The sequence below is a fragment of the Flavitalea antarctica genome, assembly GCF_054461535.1.
This window is the reverse complement of record NZ_JBTLQG010000003.1, coordinates 1-26,876: the sequence shown is the minus strand read 5'-3', so window position 1 is coordinate 26,876 and position 26,876 is coordinate 1. Positions and strand designations below refer to the sequence as shown.

Annotated in this window: 22 protein-coding genes; 5 read left to right on the top strand and 17 right to left on the bottom strand. The window is 45.1% G+C overall.

Annotated elements, in window-relative coordinates:
• Positions 1 to 115: 115 nt before the first annotated feature.
• The 9 genes from ACX0G7_RS04580 to ACX0G7_RS04540 all read right to left on the bottom strand — a co-directional run bounded on the left by ACX0G7_RS04580 (position 116) and on the right by ACX0G7_RS04540 (position 11,678).
• The gene (locus ACX0G7_RS04580; RefSeq protein ID WP_458922251.1) at positions 116 to 877 is read right to left on the bottom strand and encodes an SDR family NAD(P)-dependent oxidoreductase; all 762 of its coding nucleotides are present in this window, start codon (positions 875 to 877) and stop codon (positions 116 to 118) included.
• A 30-nt stretch (positions 878 to 907) separates the two neighbouring features.
• Complete coding sequence (locus ACX0G7_RS04575) at positions 908 to 1,999, bottom strand: metallophosphoesterase (protein ID WP_458922250.1); 1,092 nt, start codon at positions 1,997 to 1,999, stop codon at positions 908 to 910.
• Positions 2,000 to 2,038: 39 nt separating this feature from the next.
• Positions 2,039 to 3,163: a formylglycine-generating enzyme family protein gene (locus ACX0G7_RS04570; protein WP_458922249.1), complete on the bottom strand. Its 1,125-nt coding sequence runs from the start codon at positions 3,161 to 3,163 to the stop codon at positions 2,039 to 2,041.
• Between the two features lie 114 nt (positions 3,164 to 3,277).
• Positions 3,278 to 4,804: a sulfatase family protein gene (locus tag ACX0G7_RS04565; protein ID WP_458922248.1), complete on the bottom strand. Its 1,527-nt coding sequence runs from the start codon at positions 4,802 to 4,804 to the stop codon at positions 3,278 to 3,280.
• A complete protein-coding gene (locus ACX0G7_RS04560; protein ID WP_458922247.1) occupies positions 4,804 to 6,228 on the bottom strand; it encodes an arylsulfatase in 1,425 nt (474 codons plus the stop codon). Before ACX0G7_RS04560 ends, ACX0G7_RS04565 begins: the two co-directional genes overlap by 1 nt.
• Positions 6,229 to 6,264: 36 nt before the next feature.
• Complete coding sequence (locus ACX0G7_RS04555; protein ID WP_458922246.1) at positions 6,265 to 7,812, bottom strand: sulfatase family protein; 1,548 nt, start codon at positions 7,810 to 7,812, stop codon at positions 6,265 to 6,267.
• Between the two features lie 24 nt (positions 7,813 to 7,836).
• The gene (locus ACX0G7_RS04550; protein WP_458922245.1) at positions 7,837 to 9,207 is read right to left on the bottom strand and encodes a sulfatase family protein; all 1,371 of its coding nucleotides are present in this window, start codon (positions 9,205 to 9,207) and stop codon (positions 7,837 to 7,839) included.
• Between the two features lie 27 nt (positions 9,208 to 9,234).
• Positions 9,235 to 10,539: a Gfo/Idh/MocA family protein gene (locus tag ACX0G7_RS04545; RefSeq protein WP_458922244.1), complete on the bottom strand. Its 1,305-nt coding sequence runs from the start codon at positions 10,537 to 10,539 to the stop codon at positions 9,235 to 9,237.
• An 80-nt stretch (positions 10,540 to 10,619) separates the two neighbouring features.
• Positions 10,620 to 11,678 (bottom strand): GDSL-type esterase/lipase family protein, encoded by a 1,059-nt coding sequence (locus ACX0G7_RS04540; RefSeq protein WP_458922243.1) that lies wholly within the window; start codon positions 11,676 to 11,678, stop codon positions 10,620 to 10,622.
• A gap of 218 nt (positions 11,679 to 11,896) precedes the next feature.
• Here ACX0G7_RS04540 and ACX0G7_RS04535 point away from each other — a divergent pair, with 218 nt between their 5' ends.
• From ACX0G7_RS04535 to ACX0G7_RS04515, 5 genes are all read left to right on the top strand, one after another.
• On the top strand, positions 11,897 to 12,481 hold the full coding sequence (locus ACX0G7_RS04535; RefSeq protein WP_458922242.1) for a TetR/AcrR family transcriptional regulator: 585 nt from the start codon (positions 11,897 to 11,899) through the stop codon (positions 12,479 to 12,481).
• 171 nt (positions 12,482 to 12,652) lie between these two features.
• Positions 12,653 to 13,918 (top strand): TolC family protein, encoded by a 1,266-nt coding sequence (locus ACX0G7_RS04530; RefSeq protein WP_458922241.1) that lies wholly within the window; start codon positions 12,653 to 12,655, stop codon positions 13,916 to 13,918.
• 17 nt (positions 13,919 to 13,935) lie between these two features.
• Positions 13,936 to 15,192: an efflux RND transporter periplasmic adaptor subunit gene (locus tag ACX0G7_RS04525; protein WP_458922240.1), complete on the top strand. Its 1,257-nt coding sequence runs from the start codon at positions 13,936 to 13,938 to the stop codon at positions 15,190 to 15,192.
• Positions 15,193 to 15,251: 59 nt separating this feature from the next.
• On the top strand, positions 15,252 to 18,446 hold the full coding sequence (locus ACX0G7_RS04520; protein WP_458922239.1) for an efflux RND transporter permease subunit: 3,195 nt from the start codon (positions 15,252 to 15,254) through the stop codon (positions 18,444 to 18,446).
• A gap of 139 nt (positions 18,447 to 18,585) precedes the next feature.
• Complete coding sequence (locus tag ACX0G7_RS04515; protein WP_458922238.1) at positions 18,586 to 21,261, top strand: glycoside hydrolase family 3 C-terminal domain-containing protein; 2,676 nt, start codon at positions 18,586 to 18,588, stop codon at positions 21,259 to 21,261.
• 74 nt (positions 21,262 to 21,335) lie between these two features.
• On the opposite strand, the gene ACX0G7_RS04510 is transcribed toward ACX0G7_RS04515, so the two are convergent.
• The 8 genes from ACX0G7_RS04510 to ACX0G7_RS04475 all read right to left on the bottom strand — a co-directional run.
• Positions 21,336 to 21,719 (bottom strand): hypothetical protein, encoded by a 384-nt coding sequence (locus ACX0G7_RS04510; protein ID WP_458922237.1) that lies wholly within the window; start codon positions 21,717 to 21,719, stop codon positions 21,336 to 21,338.
• Positions 21,719 to 22,342, bottom strand: a complete 624-nt coding sequence (locus ACX0G7_RS04505; protein WP_458922236.1) for a hypothetical protein — start codon at positions 22,340 to 22,342, stop codon at positions 21,719 to 21,721. Before ACX0G7_RS04505 ends, ACX0G7_RS04510 begins: the two co-directional genes overlap by 1 nt.
• Entirely contained in the window at positions 22,320 to 22,958 is a 639-nt protein-coding gene (locus ACX0G7_RS04500; protein ID WP_458922235.1) for a LolA family protein, read from the bottom strand. Before ACX0G7_RS04500 ends, ACX0G7_RS04505 begins: the two co-directional genes overlap by 23 nt.
• Positions 22,951 to 23,724 (bottom strand): polysaccharide deacetylase family protein, encoded by a 774-nt coding sequence (locus tag ACX0G7_RS04495; protein WP_458922234.1) that lies wholly within the window; start codon positions 23,722 to 23,724, stop codon positions 22,951 to 22,953. Before ACX0G7_RS04495 ends, ACX0G7_RS04500 begins: the two co-directional genes overlap by 8 nt.
• Positions 23,718 to 24,773 (bottom strand): beta-ketoacyl synthase chain length factor, encoded by a 1,056-nt coding sequence (locus ACX0G7_RS04490; protein WP_458922233.1) that lies wholly within the window; start codon positions 24,771 to 24,773, stop codon positions 23,718 to 23,720. Before ACX0G7_RS04490 ends, ACX0G7_RS04495 begins: the two co-directional genes overlap by 7 nt.
• A gap of 1 nt (position 24,774) precedes the next feature.
• A complete protein-coding gene (locus ACX0G7_RS04485) occupies positions 24,775 to 25,989 on the bottom strand; it encodes a beta-ketoacyl-[acyl-carrier-protein] synthase family protein (RefSeq protein ID WP_458922232.1) in 1,215 nt (404 codons plus the stop codon).
• Positions 25,989 to 26,252 carry a phosphopantetheine-binding protein gene (locus tag ACX0G7_RS04480; protein ID WP_458922231.1) on the bottom strand — a complete coding sequence of 88 codons (264 nt, stop codon included), beginning with the start codon at positions 26,250 to 26,252 and terminating at the stop codon, positions 25,989 to 25,991. The genes ACX0G7_RS04485 and ACX0G7_RS04480 overlap by 1 nt, the downstream gene beginning before the upstream one ends.
• 100 nt (positions 26,253 to 26,352) lie before the next feature.
• Positions 26,353 to 26,876 (bottom strand): hypothetical protein (locus tag ACX0G7_RS04475; RefSeq protein WP_458922230.1); only part of this gene is annotated, 524 nt, incomplete at its 5' end.

Here is a 26,876-nt window from a genome sequence, read left to right as displayed (position 1 = left end):
TGGATCATGATAACTGCATCTTTGATAAGGCTTGTCGCTAAACCGACATTTAGCCGGGGATTGATCAACAGGAGCTAACCAGGCTGATATCCTTTTTTGATCAGCGATAAAATGATCAGTACGGTGAAGGACTCACTGAGGTCCAACCGCCATCTACAATTAGGCTTTGCCCGGTAATGTGTCTTGCAGCGCGCGACACCAGGAAAAGCGCAGCCGAAGCAATATCGTTCACATCAGCGGGTCTGCCCATTGGAGTAATACGTGACCATGTCGACTCATAGTCTTTGTCTTCGATGGTCCGCTCGGTTTTGGTAGCGCCGGGTGCAATAGCGTTTATAGAGATTTTGTACGGTGACAATTCAACCACCAGCGTTTTTGCAAGCATTTCAAGTGCGGCCTTGGTCATTCCATATGCCGCCAGGTCTTTGTGAGCCTGATGCCCGGTCACCGACGACATTAAAAGGATGCTTCCTCCAGATCCCTGTTCTCTCATTTGAATGGCCGCTGCCTGGGTAAGAAAAAAACTACCTGCCAGGTTCAGGTTCATTACTCGTTGCAAAGCGTCGGGTTGGTAGGTGTAGAAATCACCGAAAAGGGTTATCCCTGCGTTCGCTATGGTCACATCGAGTCTCCCGTACCTGGCTTTGGCAAAGGCAACCAGATCTTTTATAAAAGACAAATCAGACGCATCGCCTGGCAGCGGCAAACATTCTCCGCCTTCATCTCTTATTTTGGCAGCAGCAGTATTTGCAAGTTCTGCATCGTAATCATTTAATACTACCGAGGCACCGCGCTGAGCCAGCTGACGGCAAATCTCAAAGCCAATGCCCTGGCCGGCCCCCGTAACGATCGCTACCTGTCCATTGAAATCATTCATAATAATATTTTTCCGGGAAAAGAGTTGCGGTTAGTCGAATGTAAAAGTAAATTCATTCCAGGTATCATGTTGCCATGCGAATTGTTGGGTAGTAGGTGAGATCGCAAAGAATGGCGAAAAAGTTTTGACTTTCACTGTTTTGTCATCCCCTAAAAATTCAAGGATCCTCAACCAACCGTCACCCCCGTTGCCGTTCCAGCCCCCTCCCATTGCCTGTGCATTAAAGGCAAGCTGGTTAACGGTTTTACCCCCGGCATTTTTATCTGTCCGGAAACCAACATGGGCCCTGAAGTCATCCGGCTCGCATATATGTCCTGACAGAACCAACTGTATGTTTGTTGAAGGCGCAATGAGTTTTTTCCAGATGGCTGCCGAAAAGTTACCATCAACCTTATAGTTTTCCTTTTCGGGGCGCTCATTTTTAGCATTAAGGTATGAATGGGTCAACACCACAACAGTGTAATCCTTATAAATTGGTCTGGCTATAAGCTTGCTGGCCCAGGAAAGTATGGTATCCCGGGGGGCAAACTCTAATGAAAGAATCAGGAACCGTCGGCCTTTTGGGGAAACGATCTCGTATGCGGCATTTTCAAGCGTTGGGATCCCTTCAGCATTATTTGCAACATCCCTTAAAACCTGTTGATTTTTGAGATTTTTGTTTACCGGGAAATAGGTATTCAGGTTTGACTTTCTGACGGGACCGGCGTTCACATAACCATAATCATGGTTACCCGCAGTAACCACATATGGAATCCGGCCATCAAGTCTTGAAAATGCGCCTGAAACAGATTTCCATTGCGCTATACTATTTTGGTTTCCGTTTTGTTGATCGGGCACCATAAGCTCGTTTTGTTCAACGAGGTCACCGGTGCAAACCGCCACCTTTATGTTGAGGGTGTCAATGTTTTCCTGGATCCATGCCGTCATCAACTCCAGGATAGGTTGATTGCGGCCGAACTTGACGTAGTTCTGTGGATCAGGGATCATAATCATTGACCACGAATCAGGACTGGTCAATGCCGGCTTTTTAAAAGTATTTTGTGCATTGACTGTGTTTACCGTTACTAACAACCATGCAAAAACAATAAACCTTAACCTTAAACCACCTGTATATTCCATCATTGTATCAATTCATTTCGGGGTAAAAATTATAAGTGGCGATTAGTTTGCAACGCATCTGAACCCGGTATGTTCGAGCCCTGTATCGGGGGACGTTTTCATCCTTGCAGATACCCGATAGCTTGCGCAATAAGAATCATGGCAAAGAAAGGAGCCACCACGGACCACTCTTTTTGGTACACCTGGTTCCTGCGGATCGTTACTTGACGCGGGTCCCCTCGGATCAACAGTTGTTCCTGCCGCAACGGCAGTATAATATGTTTCATCATACCAATCTGAACACCATTCCCAGACGTTGCCGGCAATATCATAAAGTCCATAACTGTTAGGCATAAACGATTTAACAGGAGCTGAGCCGGTGAACCCATCCTGGGCTTTATTATCATCAGGAAATCTGCCCTGCCAGATATTAGTTTTCTGTTTTCCCTGGTTAACGGGTTCATCACCCCAGGTATATATCTTGCCCTGCATTCCTGACCGGGCAGCGTATTCCCATTCGGCTTCAGTAGGCAATCGCTTGCCGGCCCACTTTGCATATGCATTCGCATCGTCCCATGAAATATGTACAACCGGATGGTTTTCTTTACCCTTAATATCACTTCCGGGTCCCTGCGGATGTTTCCAGTTTGCACCTGTGGTCCATCGCCACCATTGGGACGCATCGTGAAGTGGTATCGGCGTAGATGAAGCGGCAAACACAAGTGATGAAGGAACCAGCAGGCTGTCGTGTGGTTTAGGCGTGCCAGCCGGTACTTGTTTTTTTATCTCCTCCCAGTCAGGTTTTTGTTCAGCGGTGGTAATGTAGCCGGTTGCTTTCGTAAAAGCGGCAAACTGGGCATTGGTTACCTCGGTAACATCCATCCAGAAGCCCGCGACCTTAACCTGGTGCTGCGGATATTCATCCTGCCTTCCTTGTTTGTCGGAAGCACCCATCGTAAACTGTCCTCCTTCAATCCAGACCATGCCTTCCCTGGCCGCCGAATCTGCGCCCCGGAATGTGGTGTCCGAAGAAGCTGATGCAAACCGGGATGGCAATGGCGTCGCACACAGCGCAGCGCTATCTTTCGCAGCTATAAGCTTAGATTCCTCATCACTGCCGGTGGGTCCGGATCCACAGCCGATAAGCATCATTCCCGCACTGACAAGTCCCGTGAGACATTTTTTCATGACTACAAATTTAATCTTCCGGAAGGTTGAGTAACTAAATATAATTCAAACATCTGCCCGAACTTATAAAGCTGACCCTACCGCGGTCCGGGGGGTGTTCCCGATCAAATCAGGTTAGTAATAGCCCTGGTAAATATGATCATTTCGTTTCTCATAAATTTTCTTCAGGGGGATCTGAAGACCACCTGTTTGTTCCAGCCAGTCCCATAACTCTTTTTTAAGTTTGGCCGCTGTCTGCTGGACAGCCTGCTGCCGGATGAGATTATTCATTTCATATGGATCACTCTGCAGGTCATATAGCTCGTTTGCATCCCATACACCCTGGTTGAAGATATATTTATAGCGGTCCGTCCGTATCGAAAATATGGTTGGAGTCTGTGGAAACGAGTATTCCCAATAGTATTCGTAAAAGATCTTGTCCCGCCATTTCGAAGGAGTTTGTCCCTTCAGCAATCCAAGAAAAGAATTACCCTGCATATTTGCTGGTTTAGCAATCCCGGCAAGCTCAAGAATTGTCGGAGCTATATCAAGGTTCAGTATCATCTGATCAACAACAAGGGGCTTTCTGATAAGCGATGGGCTCCAGGCCAGCAGTGGTACGCGCATGGACTCCTCATATGCATGTCGTTTATCAATGAGACCATGTTCACCAAACGAAAACCCGTTATCCCCCATATAGATGACAAGGGTATTTTCCGCAAGCCCATTTTCTTCCAGCCATTTGGTGACCTTACCAATGCTTTCATCAACCGCGAGCAATGTTTCACAATAACGGCGGTAAAAGTTATCAAATTTAAACTCACCATGATACATATAATCCACCCCATGCCAGCTGTAACGTTGCTTTTCTACCCATGATGGCATGTCGGCTTTATTAACCGTGGTTGCAGGCTCAGTGATAGTGCCATATTTTTTGCTGCTGTCCGAGGCGGTGATATACATGGAAGGAGGCGAAACAATTTCGCGGTCAGCATACTTATTTTTATGCCGCTCAGCCGGTTCAAACATAGCATGCACCCCTTTATGCGAGAGATAGGTAAAGAATGGTTGATCTTTTTTCAACGACTTCATCCATGAGAGTGCGTAATCGGTCAGTTTATCCGTTGTATATACGCTTGCATCCTGCTTTTCCTGCTTTCCATTTACGTTGAAAGTGCAGCCATAATAAATGCCCTGTCCCTTAAAGCTAACCCACTGATCAAATCCTGGTTGCGGCGGGTCATCCGTATTCCCCATGTGCCATTTGCCAAAAAAGCCGGTTTTGTAACCTTTTTTCTGGAGGTAAGATGGGAAAAATTTCAGCCCGTCAGGCAAAGGTGCATTATTGTCAACCACGGTATGAGTATGTGCATACTGACCCGTGAGGATGGACGCCCTGCTGGGCGAACAAAGAGCCGTTGTTACGAAAGCGTTTTTTAGATGAGCACCCTCCGCCGCCATCCGGTCCATGTTCGGCGTTTCCAGCCATGGCACCTTTTTCATAAAACCCATGAAGTCGTACCTGTGATCATCGGCAAGTATGAACACAACGTTCATTGGTCTTATAGTGGTCTTTTGTTTCTTGTCAGCCTGTGCTGCTGCCGTCATGGAAAAAGCAATAAGCAGCATCGGGCAGAGGTACTTAAAGATTACCTGTTTCATTATTCTTTCTTTTTTGTAAGCGGAAAGTCATCATTTTCGACATGCTGCTGGTCAATAACCACGCGCATCCGGTTAACAATTTCGGGAAACTTTTTTGCAAGATTTGTTTTTTCCGCCGGGTCTCTTTTAAGATCGTATAATTCTATCGGGGGGTTCGGATCATTCAATACGTTTTGCCTCACACCTTTCCATTGATCCATGCGCAAGGCCTGCCGGCCACCTCCTTCGTGAAACTCCCAGTATAAAAATTCATGTTCGGGCTGTTTCCTGGCAATTAATTCGGGTAAGAATGAAACGCCATCAGTGTACTCATTCAATTTATAATTCGTTAATTCAGCGATAGTTGGTAAAATATCCCAGAATGCGCCGATATGCTGAGATGTTGAACCTTTTTTTATGACAGGAAGCCAGCTCACGATCAATGGTGTACGAATACCACCTTCATAAAGATCTCTTTTATATCCACGGAACCCCATGTTGCTGTTGAAGAAGTCAGGATCATTTCCGCCTTCACGATGGGGGCCGTTATCACTGGTAAACATGATGATCGTATGCTGATCAAGCCCCCTTCTTTTTAATTCATTCACTACTTCACCAACATACCTGTCCAGGGTGGTGACCATGGTGGCATAAGCAGCACGTGGATATGGCTGAGGCGCATAACCTTCCCCGGTCCAGGGAGTCTTAACCGCAACGGGGAAGTTTGCCTTGTATCGGTCAAACGTCGCAGTGTCTTTTACCTGCAGCGCGGCATGGGGCAATGTGTAGGAAAGATACAGGAAGAACGGTTTTGCCGCATTCCGGGCAATGAATTCAAGCGCCTTTTCCTGGATTACATCAGGCGCATATACGTTGAAGTTGTTGAGGCTATTTCCTGCAAACTTAACCTGCCGGTCCTGGTCCCACAGATGGTCAGGATAATAGTTATGTGATTGTCTCTGGCAGTTGTAGCCAAAAAAACTGTCAAACCCCTGTTTCAACGGATCACCGGTTGAACCTACCGGGCCAAGACCCCATTTACCGAAATCACCTGTGACATATCCTGATTTTTTGAGGAGCTCCGCAATCGTAAAAGCATTGGACGGCAGTGGGAACTGGCCTTCTGGTTGTAATTCCTTGTTACCCCTTACGGCAGTATGACCGGTATGCAAACCAGTAAGCAATGATGCCCGTGAAGGAGCACAAACTGAAGTACCGGCATAAAACCGGGAGAACTTCATACCATTCGAGGCAAGCGCGTCGATGTTTGGAGTTTTGATTTTTTTCTGACCATAACAACCCAGATCCCCGTTACCAAGATCATCGGCAACGATCAGCACAATGTTCGGAAGCCGGTTACCCGTGCCATCCTGGGCATACATGAAGCTGAATGAATAACCAAAACAGACCAAAGCAAGTAATCCTCTAATCAGACCAAATCTCATATACATTATTTCAGGAACAATAGAACAAGCACGAAACTAACGATTCAATTTCTGGTCGCGGATCTCCTGGAGTAAAACTGATAATTCCTTAACAAGTTCCGGCCTGGAGGCCGCGACATTATTTTTCTCTCCCGGATCACTTGCGAGGTTGTATAGCTGGGGGACCGGTTTGTTGCCGGTTTCAATATTCACCTCTTTGCTCAATGCAGGACCGGAAGATGGTTCAATATATTTCCAGTTTCCCTTTATAACCGAAAGACTATTGGCGTGTTCCACCAGGAAAGGACGCGCCACCCGTTTTTCGCCGGTTAATGTCATTGATAAATCATAACTATCAGGAGCCTCATCATTTTTAAGTGTTTCCCCGGTGATCTTTGCCAGGGAGGCAATAAGATCTATATGACTGAACAAAAGATGTGATGTTCCCCCGGATTTTATCCTGGACGGCCAGCTGATCAAAAATGGCACCCTGGTGCCACCATCAAAGGAACTGTACTTTCCCCCGCGAAGGTGGCCTGCAGGTTTGTGTCCATTGAGTTTTTCAACAGCATCATCACGGTAACCATCGTCCACTACCGGGCCGTTATCACTTGTGAAAATGAATATTGTATTTTTTGTTAATTGCAAGCTGTCAAGCTTTTCAAGAATTGTTCCTATTGCATCATCCAGCTGGAGAATAACATCACCACGGGGTCCCATCATAGACTTTCCGGCAAAACGGGGATGCGGAACCCTCGGTACATGAATATCATGAGTTGTGATCAACAGGAAAAATGGTTTGTTTTTATTTTCGTCTATAAATTTTAAGGACCTCGAGGTGATGACGTCAGAAATGTCTTCGTCCGACCACAAAGCGCTTTTTCCTCCTGTCATAAAACCGATCCGGCTGATACCATTTACTATCGTTTGATCATGACCGTGAGAAGGGAACATTTTTAGCAATTCAGGATTTTCTTTTCCTGTTGGCCAGTTACCAATCTTGTTTTTGTAACTGACCGTAATTGGATCCGAACTATCCAGGTTTAATACGTGATGGTTTTCGACATACACACATGGCACCCGGTCTACTGTGGCAGGAAGTATAAATGAATAATTAAACCCGATCTCTATCGGCCCTGGCTTTATTTCTTTATTCCAATCGGGACCTCCCGTTGGACCCAGACCGAGATGCCATTTACCAACCACCGCGGTTGTATAACCGGCTCTTTGCAGCATTGAAGGCAAGGTCACTTTGTCTGTTGGAATTATCAATGCAGCGTCGCCAGGGGCAATACCCGTTCCCTTTTTTCTCCACGCATAGGTTCCGGTAAGCAACGAAAATCTCGACGGGGTACAGGTAGCAGAGGTTGAATGTGCGTTTGTAAACCGGGTTCCTCTTTTTGCAATGCGGTCTATGTTGGGGGTATTGACATTTTTTGCGCCATAACAGCTTAGGTCACCATAACCGAGATCGTCGGTATACACAAGTACGATGTTGGGCTTTTGCTGTGCTGTAGCGGATAAACCGGTTACAATCATTATATGGAGCAATATTGCCCGAATAAAAACACTTCCCGAGATATGTTGAATTGAATTGTTACCCATGTATTACTGATGATTGCATTTTTTTCATTGTTTCTGGTTTTCTGGTAGCCATATTTTTTCCTCGGGTTTTTGGCCCAGATCGCCGGATTTTTTGATCCAGTCGTCCAGCAGTTGCCTCATGTGAACGAGCTCTTTCTGATATTCCTGAACAGAGGCAAGATTATTGAGTTCTTCCGGGTCCCGCCCGATTGCATATAACTCTTCCTTTGGTTTGGTGGGAGCACAGAATAAAGCCTGTTGGCTGGTAAGCTTACCCGTGGAGTAAAGTTCCTTCATAATATTCCAGGCAGGGTATTGCGTTTCCTTATACTTATTTGCCTGCATATACGGCCTTTCAGGATAATAATTCCTGATGTATTTATATTCTTTCGTTCTGACGGCTCGCATCTTATCAACTGTTTCATCCATCCGGTCCCGCGCAGCTATAATATGATCACGTATAACAGGCTTGGAGTTGAACAGCGGGCGGCCTTCCATATAAGATGGAATTTTTATCCCGGCAAAGTCAAGTATACTCGCGGAGATATCAATCATGCTTACCAGTCTTTCATCTACCGTTCCTGGTTTGAGTTTACCGGGCCAGCGTATCAAAAATGGAACATGAATGCCACCTTCATACAGGAACTGCTTATCCCTGATCATACACCGTCCGTTATCACCGGTGAAAATCACGATAGTATTGCCGGCTAATCCTTCTTCTTCAAGTCGTTTGAACAGTTTACCAACATAGCTGTCCATTAACTGGATCGATTCAAGATATGTTGCCCAGTCCTTTCGTATGACCGGATGATCCGGGTAATAAGAAGGCAGTTTGATCTTATCGGGATCAATACGAGGCTGATGAGCCGGCACAACGGTTTCCCATTTCTTACTGCGATGAGTTTCATCTATAGTCAGCTGAGCGAAAAATGGCTGACCGGTCTTTCTCTTATTCCAGTCGTTGCCGTCAAAGACAGGATGATCTGGTTGAAAATTAAAATCTGTCTTTGCCGGCTCGGTCACGCCCTCGGCCACAGTTGTCAGGTTCACGGTAAAGTAACCTGCCTGCCGAAGATAATCGGTGATGGGCTTGATACCCCGCGGCAGTTTGTATCCATCATCGCGGTGGCTACGGTGATTATGCGCGCCGATAGTTGTCTGGAACATCCCGGTAATAATCGCCGAACGACTCGGCGAACAAACAGGTGCAGTGGCATACGCATTCGTAAATCGAATGCCAGCTTCAGCCATCGCATCAAGATTAGGCGTCTTTACCAGAGGTGTGCCATAACAGGCAAGATCAACCGAAATATCCTCTGATAAGATCCAGATGATATTAGGTTTCTGTTGAGCCCCTGCTGCAAGACAACCCACGTAAAAGGAAAAAACGACAATGAATCCGAATCTTTTCATCATATACATCCACGTATCCTGACTGGAAATTTACATAGCGATCGCCCATTCTTTTTTCAATTTCCTGCCCAGCATTTCGTTTGCTTCCTTATCATTTTTAAAGGTTTCTTTTTTCGGGTTCCAGGTTAACGGGCGTTTTAATTCATAAGCTATGTTACCAAGATTGCAAACGGTAGCAGAACGATGGCCCGTTTCAATATCGCAGATTGGTTTTTTTCTTGATTTGATAGCATTCGTGAAATCCCGGTAGTGATTTTCACTTTTATAAACCCTTTTTTCATTGTCACCTATTACCCTGGTGGCTAATTCCGGTTTCGACGTCTCCAGTTTTGTACGTTGCACATCAAGCTCACCTTCTGTTCCGATAAATCTTATTGCATGATTTTTCCCAAAGTTTTCGTGGGTCATCGTAATACCATTTGAATACCGGTAAGTCAGGAACTTTATATCATTGCCATTTGGCGGGATAATTTCAGTTGGTCCGCTTTCGTCCATATCCAGCGACCATTGAACGATGTCGAACATGTGTGCGCCCCAGTCGGTAAGGTCGCCACCTCCCAATCCTTTATAATAACGCCATTTTGCCCAGATGTCAGCTCCGGGAGCGGGCGCTATCAGATTGTTGTAGTGAACATATTCATTCGGACCAAGCCAGAGATCCCAATTCAATCCCTGCGGAAGCTCTTCCTTTGGCAGATCATAAGGTAACGGGCCACCGCCGATGCTGACTTTTATTGTTTTGATATCACCCAGGTATCCGTTGCGGATCAACTCCGCTGTCTGCCGGAATTCAGGAGCAGATCTTTGCATACTACCTGTCTGAAATATCCTGTCGTGTTTCCTGGCAGCCTTTACCATTGCCCTCCCCTCTTTTATCGTCAGCGATAACGGTTTTTCGCAATAGATATCTTTTCCTGCTTCCGCGGCCCGTATGGCATGTACAGAATGCCAGTGATCCGGAGTGGCAATTACAACGGCGTTTATATCTTTCCTGGCAAGAAGTTCACGGAAATCTTCGTATGGTTTGCAACCGTCATAAGAAGACTGCCCGGTTTTATCACCGTAAAATTTATTTGCTTTCGTGGTGAAGTTGTTCAGCTTGGAAGCATAAACGTCAGATGCAGCTACAACGTAGGCTTCGTCCAGTTTCAGAAAATTGTTCAGCAGGCCCGAGCCCTGGCGACCGGTGCCAATAAATCCCAGTGTAATTTTATCACTCGGTGCAGTGTATCCTTTGCCGCCAAGTACGAAACGTGGCACTATAACAATTGAAGAAAGGATAGCAGCCTGGTTAAGAAATTTTCTGCGGCTTAGCGTGTTAGTATTTTTTTGCATGGCAAGCTTCAATAATTGATGAGTAATGAATGATGAGATCCCTGATGAAATTAAGGTTTATATCAATGAGAAAATCTGATTTACCAGGCCATTATTTGTTTCAGATAAGCAGTCACCTGCGATGATATCTCAAGATGTTCTTCCATGGAAGGCAGTTTGTTGCAACCCTTATTATAGGTACCTGATATGAGCAATTGCTTAACTCGCTGATCCCCGCTTTTTTTTGCAGCAGCCACAACTACCGGAACCATATTCCTGAGTCTCGCAGATTTTGCATCTCCTCTCGAAATACTCAAACACACAATCTGTGATGCAGGACATTGCATACGAAGCTTCTTAAGAAATGCAACGTAAGCATTAACGAAAGATGAAGAGTCAGTAAGCGGATCATTGTTCCCGATCATAACAGTGACAACATCCGGCTGATATTTTTTTGGATCCCAATCCACAGCATTTTTATGCAGATCAATTTTATCAGCCACCTGCATAATATTGCCCCCCGGGTCCCCGGCTGGTTTGGTAATCCCGATTCCCGAAACGGCTGTAAGATAATACTGGGCATTGAGGTCGCGGGCGGCGATAGCCCCATAAGCGTTATAGGCATTGCTCTGATCGTACCATTCAGCACTGTCACAAGGCATAAACCTCGAGTCGCTTCCTGCCCCCGCTGTTATGTCGTCTCCGATAAATTCTATCTTTCTTGAAGGAACCGGTGGCGGCGGCAACAGGCTATTGCATTTGAAGCCAATCATCTCCAGGTAGCCAACCGAAGCTTCTGTATTTTTTGTGATCGTCACGGTATGATCGCCACCCGGCAGGTCACGCGCTATCTGTATCCTGTTTGCCCTGGCCCTTAACTGAATCCTCACCGGATCAATATTATCAACCTTTACCTCTATATAGTTGTGGGAGCCTTCAGACACCTGGTCGTTTATGAATATCTCGCAATCAGATCCGGAAAACCTCGTAGTGATGTAGGCACCCGGTGCCCAGAATCTTGGCTTTTTCGGGTCGGTTTTATCAAACCTGCCATAATACTGAATGTACTGATGATCGGCCTCTATAATTTTTATGATATCCTGGGCACTCACACGTAATACCGCGAAAAAAGCTAGAAAACTAATTAAGGCCTTAAACATATATTGTTTATTTAAATAGCAACAGCGACGAAATCTTCGTTAGACAAGGCGTCAATAATACACCATTTTATGGTTTGCCCACATCATGTCCCGCCTGTTTATGAACAAAACTTCATTAAAATTGTATCCTATCGTATAAGCATAAATTGCGATATTAATAAATATTAATCCGGGTTCCTTCAACTCGCAATCAAAAATCCCGTTACCTTGCAGACCGAATGAACGTTCAATCGGAAGAAATCTCAACAAAGAAACAGGCCATTCTTAAAAGCACGCTCAAGCTGATAGGCGAAAATGGCTTTCATGGTGTACCCATGAGCAAGATATCGGCGAATGCGGAAGTAGCCGCCGGAACCATTTATCATTATTTTGAAAGCAAGGATGCGATAATTCGGGAACTTGGCGCGCAGATTAAGAAAGAAATGGCGGAAGCCATGTTTAGCCCCGGTTACGCGGATAAGGATTACCGGGAACAGTTTTTTATCGGGTGGATAAATGTTTGCCGGTATTTTATCCAGAACAAAGACGCATTAACCTTTATAGAACAATATAATAGTTCTCCCTATTCCAAGTTGCCATCTGAACCTGTCAGTCCCTTCAAGGAACGTTTCAATGCGTTTTTTCAATTGGGAATGGACATGGGTTTTGTGAAACAGATGGAACATAGCCTGATTGCTGCCATAGTATTTGGATGTATCACGACCACTGCGAAATTTCATACGCAGGGGAAACATGAATACTCCGATTCCGATTTATGTAAAATTGCTACTGTTATATGGGACGGTATCAAAGTACCGGATTAGGGTATTTGCCTGAATCCGGACAGTACGCACCTTTGCCACCGTCCTGACCAGTCGTCACCGAATTATCAATAATGTTATAGTATCTATATGCGAATAAGACCAGTTGTTTTTTTTGTCACCCTTTTAATGATTAACAGCAGTATCTATTCCTTCGGTCAAACAGTTCAGCCTATGGGTGATAGCCTGACCCTGGAGGAGTGCATACAATATGCGATGAAAAATCAGCCTTATGTACAACAAGCTCTTATCGACCAGGAAATAGCGGAACGTGACATCAGGATAGGCTTGTCTGGTTGGTATCCGCAGATCAATGCAACAGGTAACTACAACCATTATCTGAAGTTGCCTGTATTTGTGTTGCCAAACTTTACTGATCCGACACAGCCTCCACAAATCATCAGGAACGGGTTGAAGAATACATCAAACGCACTGTTCCAGGCCGATCAGACGATTTTCAGCAATAGCCTGCTACTCGCCACGAGAGCACAGCGCTATGTAAGGCAGCAGGGAGTACAAAACGTCGAGGTAAATAAGATCAATACCACTGTTGATGTGAGTAAAGCTTTTTATGAAATACTTACAAACCTCCAGACTTCGAAAATTTTACGCGAAAATATTGCCCGGCTTGAGAAGCAGTTGCGTGACGCAAAAGCACAGTATGAAGGTGGACTGGTCGACAAAACGGATTTTAAACGAGCAACTATTTCCTTAAGCAACGCATTTGCGGACCTGAGACGAAGTGATGAACAGCTTAAATACAGGTACGCCTTACTTAAACAATTGATGGGATATCCGTCCGAAACACCTATCAAACTTTCGTATGACAGTGCAACAATGGAAAGGGAGATGCTGATCGATACACTGCAGCCGCTGAGTTATGAAAAAAGAATCGAATACCGTCAGCTGGAAACACAGAAGCAGTTACAAGGCCTCAATATCGATTATTACAAGAGGGAATTTCTGCCAACTGTAAGCGGCTTTATAAATTACAATTTTGTTTACCAGAACAATGAATTCGAAAAGCTTTACTCCCAGGCCTATCCCAATTCCATAGCGGGTCTTTCTGTTAAACTTCCCATATTCCAGGGCACCAGGAGGTTGCAAAATCTGCGAAGAGAGCAGCTGGAGTCCAAAAGGCTTGATATGGATGTTGTGAATCTAAAGAACCAGATCAGCACTCAATATCAGCAAGCCCTCTCTTCCTACAAAAGCAGCCTTACTGACTGGCACACGGCGAAAGAAAATGTGAAGCTTTCCGAAGAAGTATATAATACTATCAAACTTCAATACAACGAAGGCATTAAGAGTTATCTCGAGCTCATGACAGCGGAAACTGATCTGAGAACCTCCCAGGTAACTTATCTCTATGCCCTGTTAGGCGTATTATCCAGTAAACTGGATGTTGAACAGGCGCTTGGAAACATCAATATCAACTAATACAACCCAACACAATTATGAATAGCAAGATTACCGGGATATTCACTGTTTTATCCGTTGCAGCACTGTTAATTTCATGCGGCAATAAAGATGCGAAAACACCGCAACAGGCCGCACCCCCACCTGTCCCTGTTACTGTATATGAAGTCACTTCAGAATCAGTAAGAGGTCTCGATCGTTACCCCGGAACCATTGTGCCACTTGTAGAAGTTGAACTACGTGCAGAAGTAAATGGTTATATCACCGGTATATTCGTGAAAGACGGACAGTCAGTACGAAAAGGACAAAAGTTATACGAGGTCGACCAGAGCAGGTATGCAGCTACCTATCGTCAGTTAAGTGCCCAGGTCCAGATTGCAAAAGCTAATCTTGAGAGAGTTTCCAAAGATGTGGAGCGTTACACGAGGCTTAGTGAGCAGGATGCGATTGCCAGGCAGAGGGTTGATTATGCAAATGCAGACAAGGCAACCGCAGCCGCCCAGGTTGCTGCTGCCGAAGCTAATCTTGCCAACGCTGCTACGGACCTGGCGCGTTCCGTTATCAAGGCTCCTATGAACGGAACAATCGGTATAGCAGCGGTACGACTTGGTTCATTGGTTTCTGCCGGTTCAACGCTTATTAACTCAATATCTGCGCCGGATCCGATTGCTGTTGACATTGCGATAAGTGAAGGCGAAATTCAACGCTTCGTAAAACTTCAACAGGCAACCCAGGTTAAGAAAGACTCTACCTTCAGTTTGATATTACCCGACCAGACAACTTATACATTACCCGGAAAAATAACAGCTATCGATCGGGCCGTTGATCCGCAAACCGGCACTTTGAAAGTGAGGATCAGTTTTCCTAACCAGGGCAACAAACTCAGGGCAGGGATGAACACCCTCGTAAGAGTTTCTAACACTGATGAAGGTAATCAACTCGTAATTCCAACGAGGTCGCTCACTGAACAGTTGGGCGAGTTCTATGTGTATGTGCTTGGAGATAGTAATAAGGTTAGTCAGCGAAGGGTTACGATAGGCACCCGTGTCCAGGACATGGTCGTGGTACGTGATGGTTTGAAGGCCGGGGAAAAAATTGTGAGCGACGGTGTGCAGAACCTTCGCCAGGGTGCGGTGGTAAATCCCTCTCCTGCCGCCCCGGCACAAACCAGTGCCGGCATTCCACCGGCTACCCCTGCTTCGACCGACGCTGCGAAAAAAGATGCCGGTGAATCTATGGCTTCACCGGCCGCTGGTGCAGCGGGTAACTCGCAGAGTGATACTACAAAAAGGTAAACAGCTTCAACAGGTACGGCAGATTTGACCAAAAATAATTTTCACCTCAAGACGATATAATGATCTCAGATGTATTTATAAGACGACCGGTCACCTCTATTGTTATTTCAGTCGTTATTCTTTTGATCGGCACAATTTCCATTATCAATCTACCCGTTAGCCAGTATCCCGACATCTCGCCCCCTGTGGTAAGTGTGGCAGGTATCTTCACCGGTGCTGATGCACAAACGGTTGAACAGACGGTTGCCACCCCCATTGAGACCCAGGTGAACGGTACACCTGGCATGGCTTTTTTGCAATCCAACAGCACCAGTGACGGCCGTATGTCTCTGAACGTCACATTTGAAGTCGGCACCGATGTAAACATTGCCGCACTTGATGTGCAAAACAGGGTAAGTGTGGCCGAGCCGGTATTACCTGAACAGGTACAGCGATTGGGCCTAACCGTTAGAAAGAGAAACCCGACTATCCTCATGGTGGCCGGTATCTTCTCACCACAGGGTTCACATGATATCAAGTTCCTCGACAACTATGCGAATGTTTATATCAGGGATGCCCTCTTACGTGTTCCGGGTGTGGGAGATGTGGTGTCGGTTGGGCAGGATTTCAGTATGCGCGTCTGGCTGAACCCACAGAAACTTTCCCAGCTCGGCCTGACTGCTGATGATGTGGGGGCTGCAATACGCGAACAAAACGTCCAGATTGCCGGTGGTAGCGTTGGTGGTTCACCGCAGTATAGTACCCAGGCTTTCGAATTCCCGATAACACTTAACGGAAGACTGGAAAATGAAGGGGAATTTGCAAATATCATCATCAAAACAAACCCTGCTGATGGAACAGTTGTTTATCTGAAAGACGTTGCGAGGATAGAACTTGGCCAGTTCAGTTATGGCCGTGCAGTACGGGTTAATGGCAAACCTGCAAACATCCTGCTGATCTACCAGACACCCGGATCAAACGCGGTGACTACCGGCCAGGGCATCTATAAGGCGCTGGATGAACTCAAAAAATCATTCCCACCAGACACAGATTATGTGGTGTCGTTTGAATCTATTACAGTAGTAAATGTATCCATCGAAGAGGTTGTTCATACCCTGGTTGAAGCCCTGGTGCTGGTGACCCTTGTGGTGTTCCTGTTCCTTCAAAGCTGGAGAGCAACCCTGATCCCGATTCTTGCAATCCCGGTTTCTATCATCGGAACTTTTATATTTTTTGCCCCGCTCGGATTCACCATCAATACACTTACACTTTTTGGATTTGTACTGGCAATAGGTATAGTAGTGGATGATGCTATCGTGGTGGTTGAGGCGGTACAGCATTATATAGATCACGACAAATTATCACCGAAAGAAGCAACTAGAAGGGCGATGAAAGATATCACAGCTCCGGTTATTGCCATTGCTTTGATACTTGCTGCCGTGTTTGTACCGGTTGGATTTATTCCCGGTATAGTCGGAAGGCTTTACCAGCAGTTTGCGATAACCATAGCAATATCAGTGGTGATCTCTGCATTCATCGCCTTAACGCTTACCCCTGCGCTTTGTGCCCTGTTATTGAGGCCAATGAATCTTACGAAAGAATCAAGAGGTCTGAATAGTTTCTTTTACAGATTTAATACCTGGTTTGCGAGGGTCACAAGATCCTATTCCAATGGTGTGAAATACTTTATCCGGAAAGCTCCGCTGGCTATGATCATCCTGGCTTGTATCTATGTCGGAACGATCGGGATGTTTACTTCAAAACCAACCGGTTTTATTCCTACCGAAGATGAGGGCCGCCTCATAATTTCCGTGAACCTTCCTGAGGGCGCATCAAGTGTTCGTACCCAGGAAGTGTTGGGACAAATGATCGACATAATCAAAGAGAAAGCTCCTGCTGTAAAAAACAGCACATCTATATCTGGTCTTAATGCGATCAACTTCAGTTTCAAAACAAACAGTGGTACTTTCTTTCTCCAGCTAAAACCCTGGGAAGACCGTAAAGAAGCGTCGCAACAGCTGTTTGGTGTGATCGGTTTGTTACAAAAAGAGTTCTCTGTTATCAAGGGAGCAAATATCATCATCATACCACCGCCCGCCATCCCGGGTCTCGGCAACACCGGTGGTTTCAGCTTTACACTCGAACAGCGTGAGCGGGCTTCTGATATCAAGGCATTTGAGGCCGTGGTGTTTAAGTATATGGGAGCGGTGAACCAGCGTCCGGAGATCAGGGGCGCTTTTACCTTCTTTAATGCAAAGACACCGGGGTATCATGTAACAGTTGACAGGGAAAAAGCGAAAAAGCTTGGCGTTCCACTGAGTTCTGTTTACAATACCATTTCCAGTTATATGGGAAGCGCCTATATAAATGACTTCACCCGGTATGGTAGAAATTTCCGGGTGGTAACGCAGGCGGACACCACTTACCGTAAAGACATTTCCGATATTAATAATTTCTTTGTGAAAAACCAGGCGGGCGAATCCATACCACTGAGTACAATAGTCTCAGCAAAGCTGACGGAAAATGCGGCGCTTATCTCCCACTACAATCTTTATCGTTCCGCGGAGTTCAACGGAAATGCTGCTCCCGGGTATAGTAGTGGTGAAGCCATCCAGGCCTTACGCGAGGTTGCGGACCAGGTTTTGCCTGCAGGATATGGATACGACTTTTCCGGATTGAGCCGCGAAGAAATTGCATCGGGTAATAGTACCACTGTGATTTTTGGCCTGTCACTCCTGTTCGTGTTCCTGCTGCTGGCTGCATTATATGAAAGCTGGTCGGTTCCGTTTTCTATCCTGCTTTCTATACCGCTGGCTGCATTCGGGGCAATTCTTGCCCTGGTATGTATTCCGAGACTGGACAATAATCTTTATGCGCAGATCGGATTGATTACCCTGATCGGACTTGCGGCAAAAAATGCGATCCTGATCGTGGAGTTTGCTAAAGAGAGGGTGGATTGGGGTATGGAACTGGTCGCGGCTACCATCGAAGCAGTGAAACTGCGATTGAGACCGATCATCATGACATCTCTGGCATTTATTCTTGGTGTTACACCACTCGTTTTTGCTTCGGGTGCAGGCGCAGTAGCAAGGGAAACGATCGGCTGGACGGTGCTGGGAGGAATGTTTGCTGCTACACTTTTTGCGATATTCCTTGTGCCGGTGTTGTTTGTTTTAATCACCAGGCTTGCTTACGGCAAAAAGAAGCTTGCCGAGTTACAGGGTACCTATAATCCCGATGACCATAAGGATACCCTGCATGCAGATGAGGATTAATTTTTTTCGATAAACGTAATTAAGAGGCTGTCTTTTGGCAGCCTTTTTTTTTACGATTCATGTCTGTAACCCACATATCAATAGTATTACGGTTCCTTCCATTTTTGTTTAGCCCACCGATCTGCAATAGTTTTGAGGCATGCGAGTAAAAGCCGGTGTATTCTTCCTCAGTATTCTCTTACATGTTAGCCTGTCTGCCCAACAGGTAGTTCCGTATAAAAATGCATCATTGCCCATCCATGAAAGGGTCATCGATCTTTTAAAAAGAATGACTGCCCAGGAGAAATTCTGGCAGTTGTTTATGATTCCGGGCCAGGTTGATTCATCCAATGAATCAAAATTCACGAATGGCATCTTTGGTTTTCAATTCAGTGCTGAGTCAGGTGGAACCTTAAACACCACCCAGATATTGAAATACAACACAAGCGAATCTGCCTTATCACTTCTGAAAAAGATAAACTCAACCCAACGTTATTTCGTTGAAAAAACCCGGCTAGGCATTCCCGTTATAGCTTTCGATGAAGCTTTGCACGGCGTGGTTCGTGATGGGGGAACTGCGTTTCCACAGGCAATAGGATTGGCGGCCAGTTTCAATACCGGTTTAATGACAGAAGTAGCCTCTGCCATTGCAACTGAAGCTAAGGCAAGGGGGATCAGGCAAATACTTTCGCCGGTAGTTAATATCGCCAATGATGTGCGTTGGGGCAGGGTCGAGGAAACCTATGGTGAGGATCCAATGCTTTCTGCTGAAATGGGTGTTGCTTTTGTAAAAGCGTTTGAGTCAAAGAATATCATTACAACACCAAAACATTTCCTTGCCAACTCGGGTGATGGTGGGCGTGACAGCTATCCCATCCATTTCAATGAACGGCTCTTGGAAGAAACATATCTGGTACCTTTTAAAGCCTGTATAGAACGCGGTGGTTCACGATCCATAATGACAAGTTACAACTCTCTCGACGGCTCGCCTGCTTCTGCCAATAACTGGCTGCTCAATCAAAAACTAAAAAAAGATTGGAAATTCAGAGGTTTCGTCATTTCTGATGCCGGCGCCGTTGGTGGAGCAAATGTCTTACACTATACAACCAAAGATTATCCTTCCTCAGGTGCCGAGAGTGTGAAGAATGGACTTGATGTTATCTTCCAGACAAACGAGGAGCATCATAAACTATTCGATCCGCATTTTCTTGATGGTTCCGTTGACCCGGCTATTATTGATTCAGCTGTTGGCCGCGTGCTCAGGGCAAAATTTGAACTGGGTCTTTTTGAGAATCCCTATTTACCGGAAACGGAAGCGCAGCAATTACTCGCAAATACAAATCATAAGGCCATAGCTAATAAAGCTGCACTCGAGTCTATCGTATTGCTGAAGAATGAAAAAAACATCTTACCATTAAACCGGTCAGTCAGGTCAATTGCCCTGATTGGCACTGATGCCACCGAAGCAAGATTGGGTGGATACAGCGGACCAGGAAACAACAAGGTGAGCATCCTTGAAGGTCTTAAACAAAAACTTGGAAAGGGGACGGTGATCAACTATGCACCGGGTCCTGGAATACATAATATTGAGCCTGTACCCGTTGCGGATTCTTTTTTATCTCATACTACCGGACAAGGCAGCATTCAAAAGGGATTAAAGGCAATTTATTTTGACAATGTATCTCTTGAGGGCAAGCCTGTACTTGAACGGGTTGACCAGGTAGTTAATTTCAAGTGGACGTTTATGGCCCCTGCTGAAAATATCAGGACCGATAATTATTCAGTAAGGTGGACCGGCAACATAACTTTCCCACGCACCGGGAATTACCAGCTTGGCCTTGAAGGCAATGATGGCTTCAGGCTGTATATAAACAATAAACTGGTAATTGACAACTGGCATAAATACGGTTACCATACCCGGACAGTCAGGTATTCTTTTGAAAAAGATAAACCAGCTTCAATCAAAATTGAATTTTACGAACCGGTGGCTAATGGTACCATCCGGTTGGTAACCGATTATGGAACTCCACAAAATGAAACGCAACTAATAAACGCGGCCACTGAACTTGCAAAAAAATCTGATGTTGCAGTGATTGTTGCCGGCATTCATGAAGGTGAATTCCAGGATCGCGCCTTCCTCGACTTGCCTGGAAAACAGGAATTACTGATCCGCCAGGTTGCTGCAACCGGAAAGCCAGTTGTGGTTGTACTTGTAGGAGGAAGCGCTATCACCATGTCATCCTGGATTGATAAGGTGCCCGGCATCATTGATGTATGGTACCCCGGTGAAGAAGGAGGACATGCTATAGCTGCTGTCTTATTTGGTGATTATAATCCCGCAGGACGATTACCCATTACCTTTCCTGCAGCAGTGGGACAGGTGCCCCTTGTATACAACCACAAACCAACGGGCCGCGGTGACGATTATTATGATCTCACCGGCTTGCCATTATTTCCGTTTGGTTTTGGACTCAGTTATACAAAATTTGAATACAGCAACCTGCAATTAAGCAGGAACAACATCACGGGTACAGATTCAACGAAGGTAAGTTTCACACTGAAGAATACAGGCAGTCGCGCCGGCGATGAAGTCGTACAATTATATATCAGGGACGAACTTGCTTCATTGGCAAGGCCGGTTATGGAACTCAAAGGTTTCCAAAGAATTTATCTTAAACCCGGAGAAAATAAAACGATCAGTTTCAATGTAGGTCCTGAAGCATTGTCAATGCTGGATATAAATCTCAAAAGAATCGTTGAACCTGGAGAATTCCGGATAATGTTGGGCGCATCTTCCAGGGATATCAGGCTGAAGACCACCCTGGTGGTCAAATAACCGCCTGACTAAAAAATCCCTTAAGCGTTGATGTCTGAATCCCTGGTGCATAAAACCTTCATATCCGAAGTCTCTCAACGGCGGGGACCATAAGCAGCCGTGGCGACTCCCTTGAACTTGTAGTACACTGCACCATCATCCAATAAGCTTGCTGTTAACTGGTAGCTTTCAGCATCAATAGAGGAATAGAGAAGTTCAATTCGCACTGTTGGATTTTGCAGCGGATTTATCAGGCGCAGAAACTTCATCAGCGCCACCTTTGAAAGCCTTACAGTTTGTTGACTATGTTTTTCAAACATCTCTTTTACAATCTGCATCATGCAAACACCCGGCACCACGGGCACCCCGGGAAAATGCCCTTTGAATATGGCATGAGCAGGATTAAATTCCAGCACAGCTTTCAGTGAAGAATCTGCGGCCTCGTAGTACCTGATCGTGTAAAAGTCATCAACTAACATCAGCGTTGTATATATTTTAGCCCGATATCAAAATTGAAATTCCGGTGTGTAATGCCAATGGTATCAGGAACTCCATTGTGGTAATCCAGCATTACGATCTGAACCTTCGGTTTACGTTTCATAGCGTTTTCAATCCGCACAAGGCTGTCACAATCCCGGCTCGTTATGTAATACCGGGTTTCTGTTGCGCCGGGAAATCCATACCACGTGTTGACACTGTCCGACTTAATGACAACTTTATCGGGGTCAAGGTTTTGCATAAGTATCAATTCAAAATCGCTTTTAAGCGTTTTGATGACTGATTTTTTATCAAGCTGCTTCATAACCTGGTGAACCTTGAAAGATCCACCCGGTGCAAATTCAAAATCAAAAAACTTGACACCCATTTCACTTGAAAATACTATGCGCATACTACTGTCGGGCATCGTTTTGAAAAGCAACAAACCACTGAGATGTTTTCCGACAACGTTTACCTGGGTGTTGTATAAAGCTGAACTAAACCGGGGTTTAAACTTTTCGATACAGGATGCATCGCCGGAGGCAGGATATAGCGACTTATAGGCTGATGAACAACCTGTAGCACTGATCGTAAAAATAAAACTACTTAATAGCAAAAAGCGCATCAGCTACAGGTATATTTATTTGCTTGTTCGTAAACCTTATAATTGTATTATCTCCGCCCGCTTCTACCATCTCCATCCGTAAAATAGTATAATCTTTTTTATCCACCACCACGTTAATATTAGTAAAAAGATCCTTCATTGCCTTTGCCACCGGTGAAAGATAGATCAGGAAGCCGTCCTTACCTTCAAGCGTTTTAACTGTGAAGTCTTTGTTATCCAGCGCAGTTCCCTGTACACAATCGACGATGATGCGATTGATTTGCTGAAACATTTTGTTTGACCTCGCAGATATTTTATTTTCTTTCTGATCATCTTTAATAAACACATTGTTTTTATTGATGATCATAAGGTACCTGAAAGGGCTGGTATACTCCATTCTTACCAGGTTTTCCTTTTTGAACCAGAACTTCCCACTCGAAGAGATTTTTTCCGAAAGCATTGCCAGGTTTTTCTCCTGGATAAAATCACTTTGGATTGAATTCAATTTTTTGGCTGCAGCAGAAAACTGCTGTTTAAATGAAGTGTTATCTGTGATAATTTTATAGCCGGCCGGTTGCGCGTGGGCCAGCCCCCCCAGCATTAAACAACACAATAACAATCTGGATAACTTATACATAGGGATCTGTGTTTGTAAGGATGTCTAATCTCACAAATTCGTAACCACGTTCTCTTGCACCTTCTATAAATGCCTTCAGCATCAAAAAGGTTGTCTCGCTGGTATCATGAAACAGGATTATTGCACCAGGTTTAACAGCCCTGAGCATTTTATGGAGCAGTTTTGCCGGATCTTTAACAACTGTATCCATAGACCGGATATTCCATCCCACGGGTAAAAGGTTGGTTCGGGACACAGCCTTAGCCAGGTTTGGATTTGTGACACCATAAGGGGGGCGGAACAGGCGTAGTCTGAGGCCCGTTACCTGGTGTACTGTTTCATTCATCAACTGCAGATCATCCTGCATTTTTGCTGCACCATACATGTCGAACCAGAAATGGTGGCTATGACTATGATTGCCTATAATGTGCCCGGATGAAACCATCTTCCTGATGATATCTTCCCTTCCTGGTATATTCTTTCCTATACAAAAGAAAGCTGCCGGAACCTGTTTCTCTCCGAGCAGGTCCAATATTGCATTAGTGAACCTGTCGGCAGGTCCGTCGTCAAAGGTGATAGCGATCTGTTTCTTATGCTGAGGTCCGCTGCTGATCACATTCATATAGAATCCTGAATCCACGGTGGCGCTTCCATAAAACAACACTAATGTATAGACTAATATCACAATGAGATACCAATACCAATCAATATCAATATAAAAATCTACAGCAATGAGTATCATTACAAGCAGACCGAAAAAAAACGTTGTGTTTTTAAAGGTCAGCATGACGAAAGCAGAAAGATTGAATGGTGGATATTCTTGTAATTATTATAAATAAGTACATGTCTCCTTTTTCCCGGACTAGCATCACCTTGTTGTACATCATCAATATTACCTGCTTTCAGCTTTGTAGCAGCATACCAGAGTGCAAAGGCCGACGAAGTCGGATACTCTCCGCAAAGGTGTTTGTATGAAACATTCCTCGTTCCGCTGAAAATGGTTTTGTTAAGTTCAACATACAGCGCATCATTAACAATGTCGCCATTCATGCCGTTTATTACGAGGTCAATTTCGCTGATACTTAAGGATTGTGCCTGCAGGAATAAGTTTATCTCTTTGGAAACATCATCAACATTCGCGGGTTTATAGAATGTATGGATGGCATCAAGTACAGCACTATCGCTGGCTGAAGGTTCACTGGCCAGCAAAAAAAACGTTGATCCCTCACCGGCAATTGTTCCCTTACCGGGATTGGTGATCAGATCCAGGTTTGAGACCGGCTCGCTGCGATAGATGCCAAACCTGTTTAAGATCGCATAACTGATATTGGTTATTTCATCTGCCGCCCCGACAAGTACATTTGAAACTTCTTTATCTTTTAATAAAAGGATCCCGTCCAACAAAGCATTTTCAAATGAAAACCCGCGGTGGGCAAACGTATTATTGTACCCATAACATTTCACCTGCAATGCTATCTGCGCGCCGACTGTATTATGGGTCGATTGTATAAAGGAAGTCGGGTTCAGCATTTCTTCTCCAAACTCATTCATCCTGTTCAGGAATACGCCGGTATCTTCCAGGCATCCATATGCACTTCCGGTAACGATGGCTTCCGGGGCGTCCAGGCCCGCCTGCTTCAGGCAAAGGGATGCGGTAGCTACCCCCATTTTAATGATTCGGCTCATACGCCGGATCATTTTCGGATCGATCCAGTTTTTATACTCAGGTTCAATGCAGCTCAGCCTGTTTGTCATGTACTCAACCGGATCAGCAGGAAGCTGGTCTGAATCGAAAGATGGTTGAGGGGATATGCTGGCAAGCGCCCGGATAAACATATTAATACTGAGGTTTTGAAAATATCAACGAAGAGCAATTGCCACCAAAGCCAAATGAATTTGACATTACATGATTGATATCCTGGTTTACCAGGTAATCGGTTTCCGGAACAAAGGAGAGTTCCTTCATCGGGGTGTTAAATCTGAGATTCGGGAATATAATACCATGACGGATAGCGAGGCATGAAAACACGGCTTCTATACTACCACTCGCACCCAAGGTATGGCCTGTAAATGTTTTGGTAGAACTCATTGGTGGAAAATCCGGGGCGAAAAGCCGCTGGATAGCTGTTCCTTCTGCTACATCGTTATTTTGTGTACCTGTTCCATGCAGGTTAATATAATCGATATCCGCGGTGCCAAGACCGCTTCTTTTTAATGCCCCGGTCATCGCAAGCCATGAGCCTGTACCTTCCGGGGAAGAAGCTGTCTGGTGATAAGCGTCGTTTGCATTGGCATAACCCGAGAGAAAAGCATATGGCTTTTTTCCGAGTCCCTTCATCAATTCCTCAGAAACCAATACCACATAACCGGCACCTTCGCCGAGATTAAGTCCCTTACGGTTCTCATCAAAAGGCCGGCAATATTCTTTGTCAAGGATCATCAATGTATTAAACCCGTTGATCGTAAATTTTGTAAGTGCATCTGTACCACCGGCTATCACCACATCAAGCATGTTGTGTCGGATAAGTCGTGCCCCGAAAAAAATTGCGTTTGCTGAAGAAGAACAGGCGGTGCTTATAGTGGAAACATAATGTTTTATGCCGAGTGCATCCGCAACCAGGTCCGTAACTGCACCGCATTCATGATGAATTACATCGCGGAGATGACCGGAAGCAGGGTCGTTGCGGAAACCAGCGAAGAAGTTTTCAGTGAGATCCATCCCCCCGGTAGTGTTTGCTGAAATAAAGCCACATCGCAGAGAACCGAGCTGGCTGAGACCGGCATCTGACAGGGCTTCCCGGGCCGCTACCATGCTAAGTAACGCCGTCCGGGGTATCGAAGGGGAAGTGTGAGCGACCTCCGCAAGTTGCTGATTGGTGAGTTTTACTTCCGCACCCGGTAATTGCCCGCGGTGAATGGTGTTCAGCATCGTGATGTCCGACATTCCCGCATGCCTTTTTTCAAAGGATAAGAGGGATTCAGCAACATTGTTACCAATCGCCGAAATAACTCCTAAACCCGCAATATATACCACCGGGTCAGTTTGACTCATTATACCTTTTTACCTTGATGTTCAGTAATATATTCAGCCATTGTTCTCACAGAACGAAAAACTTTAGGTCCATCCTCGGCATTGGCAAGTTTGATTTTATAGTTTTGTTGTAGCAAAACAATCAGTTCCAACGCATCGATCGAATCAAGGCCAAGTCCTTCTTTGAATAGTGCTTCGTCGTCGCCGATATCTTCCGGCTTTTTATCCTGGAGATTTAATTGCTCAATTATCTGGCTCTTCAGATCGTACATTAATTTATCCATCGGCAAAATTTGATCAGTGTTGTAAAGTTATATAAAATCGTATTCTGTTACCTGTCTAAAGAATCGCTCGGGATGGGAAATTTCAAACCATCATCATCTGTCAGGGATTAAACAATTCACTCATATTATCAGCTGTAAAAGGCTTCCCATTTGGTTTTTCCTCTACCAGGAATACTGCGGCTTTGTATTCATCGGCAAGGATTTCGATCCACCCACAAATAGAGGCTTTGATTATGCCCGCCTCCAGGATGCTACTGGTATATTTGTGCAGGAACCCTGGCTCAAACTTCCCGAATACAAAAAATGCATTTTCTCCCTGGATTTTATGCCTTATACAAACTTCACCTATAACTATGTTTGGCAGCGTATAAACGAACAGTGAGGGGCTTGGATAGCCGCTGACTGTTTGAAAATACCTTAGATCAGTGTCAAGGCTTGCATTGGAATTTGAAAACACTATTCCAATTTCGTCAGGGGCATATTCAGTATTAACAAGACTCTCCTTTAATAAAATCTCTGTTGCAAGCCAGCCAAGCTTACTCAGATTATCCATCTTGTAAAACTTTGGATAATCCGGTGCAAGAAATTCATACAAAGCAAGCATCAGGTCAGACACCCTTGAAC

Excerpts from the sequence above, each read along its gene's own strand:
- ACX0G7_RS04540 (WP_458922243.1), bottom strand. The coding sequence starts at position 11,678 with ATGTTTAAGGCCTTAATTAGTTTTCTAGCTTTTTTCGCGGTATTACGT.
- ACX0G7_RS04485 (WP_458922232.1), bottom strand. The coding sequence starts at position 25,989 with ATGAGTCAAACTGACCCGGTGGTATATATTGCGGGTTTAGGAGTTATT.
- ACX0G7_RS04500 (WP_458922235.1), bottom strand. The coding sequence starts at position 22,958 with ATGTATAAGTTATCCAGATTGTTATTGTGTTGTTTAATGCTGGGGGGG.
- ACX0G7_RS04570 (WP_458922249.1), bottom strand. The coding sequence starts at position 3,163 with ATGAAAAAATGTCTCACGGGACTTGTCAGTGCGGGAATGATGCTTATC.
- ACX0G7_RS04505 (WP_458922236.1), bottom strand. The coding sequence starts at position 22,342 with ATGCGCTTTTTGCTATTAAGTAGTTTTATTTTTACGATCAGTGCTACA.
- ACX0G7_RS04490 (WP_458922233.1), bottom strand. The coding sequence starts at position 24,773 with ATGTTTATCCGGGCGCTTGCCAGCATATCCCCTCAACCATCTTTCGAT.
- ACX0G7_RS04535 (WP_458922242.1), top strand. The coding sequence starts at position 11,897 with ATGAACGTTCAATCGGAAGAAATCTCAACAAAGAAACAGGCCATTCTT.
- ACX0G7_RS04545 (WP_458922244.1), bottom strand. The coding sequence starts at position 10,539 with ATGCAAAAAAATACTAACACGCTAAGCCGCAGAAAATTTCTTAACCAG.
- ACX0G7_RS04520 (WP_458922239.1), top strand. The coding sequence starts at position 15,252 with ATGATCTCAGATGTATTTATAAGACGACCGGTCACCTCTATTGTTATT.
- ACX0G7_RS04515 (WP_458922238.1), top strand. The coding sequence starts at position 18,586 with ATGCGAGTAAAAGCCGGTGTATTCTTCCTCAGTATTCTCTTACATGTT.
- ACX0G7_RS04530 (WP_458922241.1), top strand. The coding sequence starts at position 12,653 with ATGGGTGATAGCCTGACCCTGGAGGAGTGCATACAATATGCGATGAAA.
- ACX0G7_RS04495 (WP_458922234.1), bottom strand. The coding sequence starts at position 23,724 with ATGCTGACCTTTAAAAACACAACGTTTTTTTTCGGTCTGCTTGTAATG.
- ACX0G7_RS04525 (WP_458922240.1), top strand. The coding sequence starts at position 13,936 with ATGAATAGCAAGATTACCGGGATATTCACTGTTTTATCCGTTGCAGCA.
- ACX0G7_RS04580 (WP_458922251.1), bottom strand. The coding sequence starts at position 877 with ATGAATGATTTCAATGGACAGGTAGCGATCGTTACGGGGGCCGGCCAG.
- ACX0G7_RS04560 (WP_458922247.1), bottom strand. The coding sequence starts at position 6,228 with ATGAGATTTGGTCTGATTAGAGGATTACTTGCTTTGGTCTGTTTTGGT.
- ACX0G7_RS04555 (WP_458922246.1), bottom strand. The coding sequence starts at position 7,812 with ATGGGTAACAATTCAATTCAACATATCTCGGGAAGTGTTTTTATTCGG.
- ACX0G7_RS04510 (WP_458922237.1), bottom strand. The coding sequence starts at position 21,719 with ATGTTAGTTGATGACTTTTACACGATCAGGTACTACGAGGCCGCAGAT.
- ACX0G7_RS04565 (WP_458922248.1), bottom strand. The coding sequence starts at position 4,804 with ATGAAACAGGTAATCTTTAAGTACCTCTGCCCGATGCTGCTTATTGCT.
- ACX0G7_RS04480 (WP_458922231.1), bottom strand. The coding sequence starts at position 26,252 with ATGGATAAATTAATGTACGATCTGAAGAGCCAGATAATTGAGCAATTA.
- ACX0G7_RS04550 (WP_458922245.1), bottom strand. The coding sequence starts at position 9,207 with ATGATGAAAAGATTCGGATTCATTGTCGTTTTTTCCTTTTACGTGGGT.
- ACX0G7_RS04575 (WP_458922250.1), bottom strand. The coding sequence starts at position 1,999 with ATGATGGAATATACAGGTGGTTTAAGGTTAAGGTTTATTGTTTTTGCA.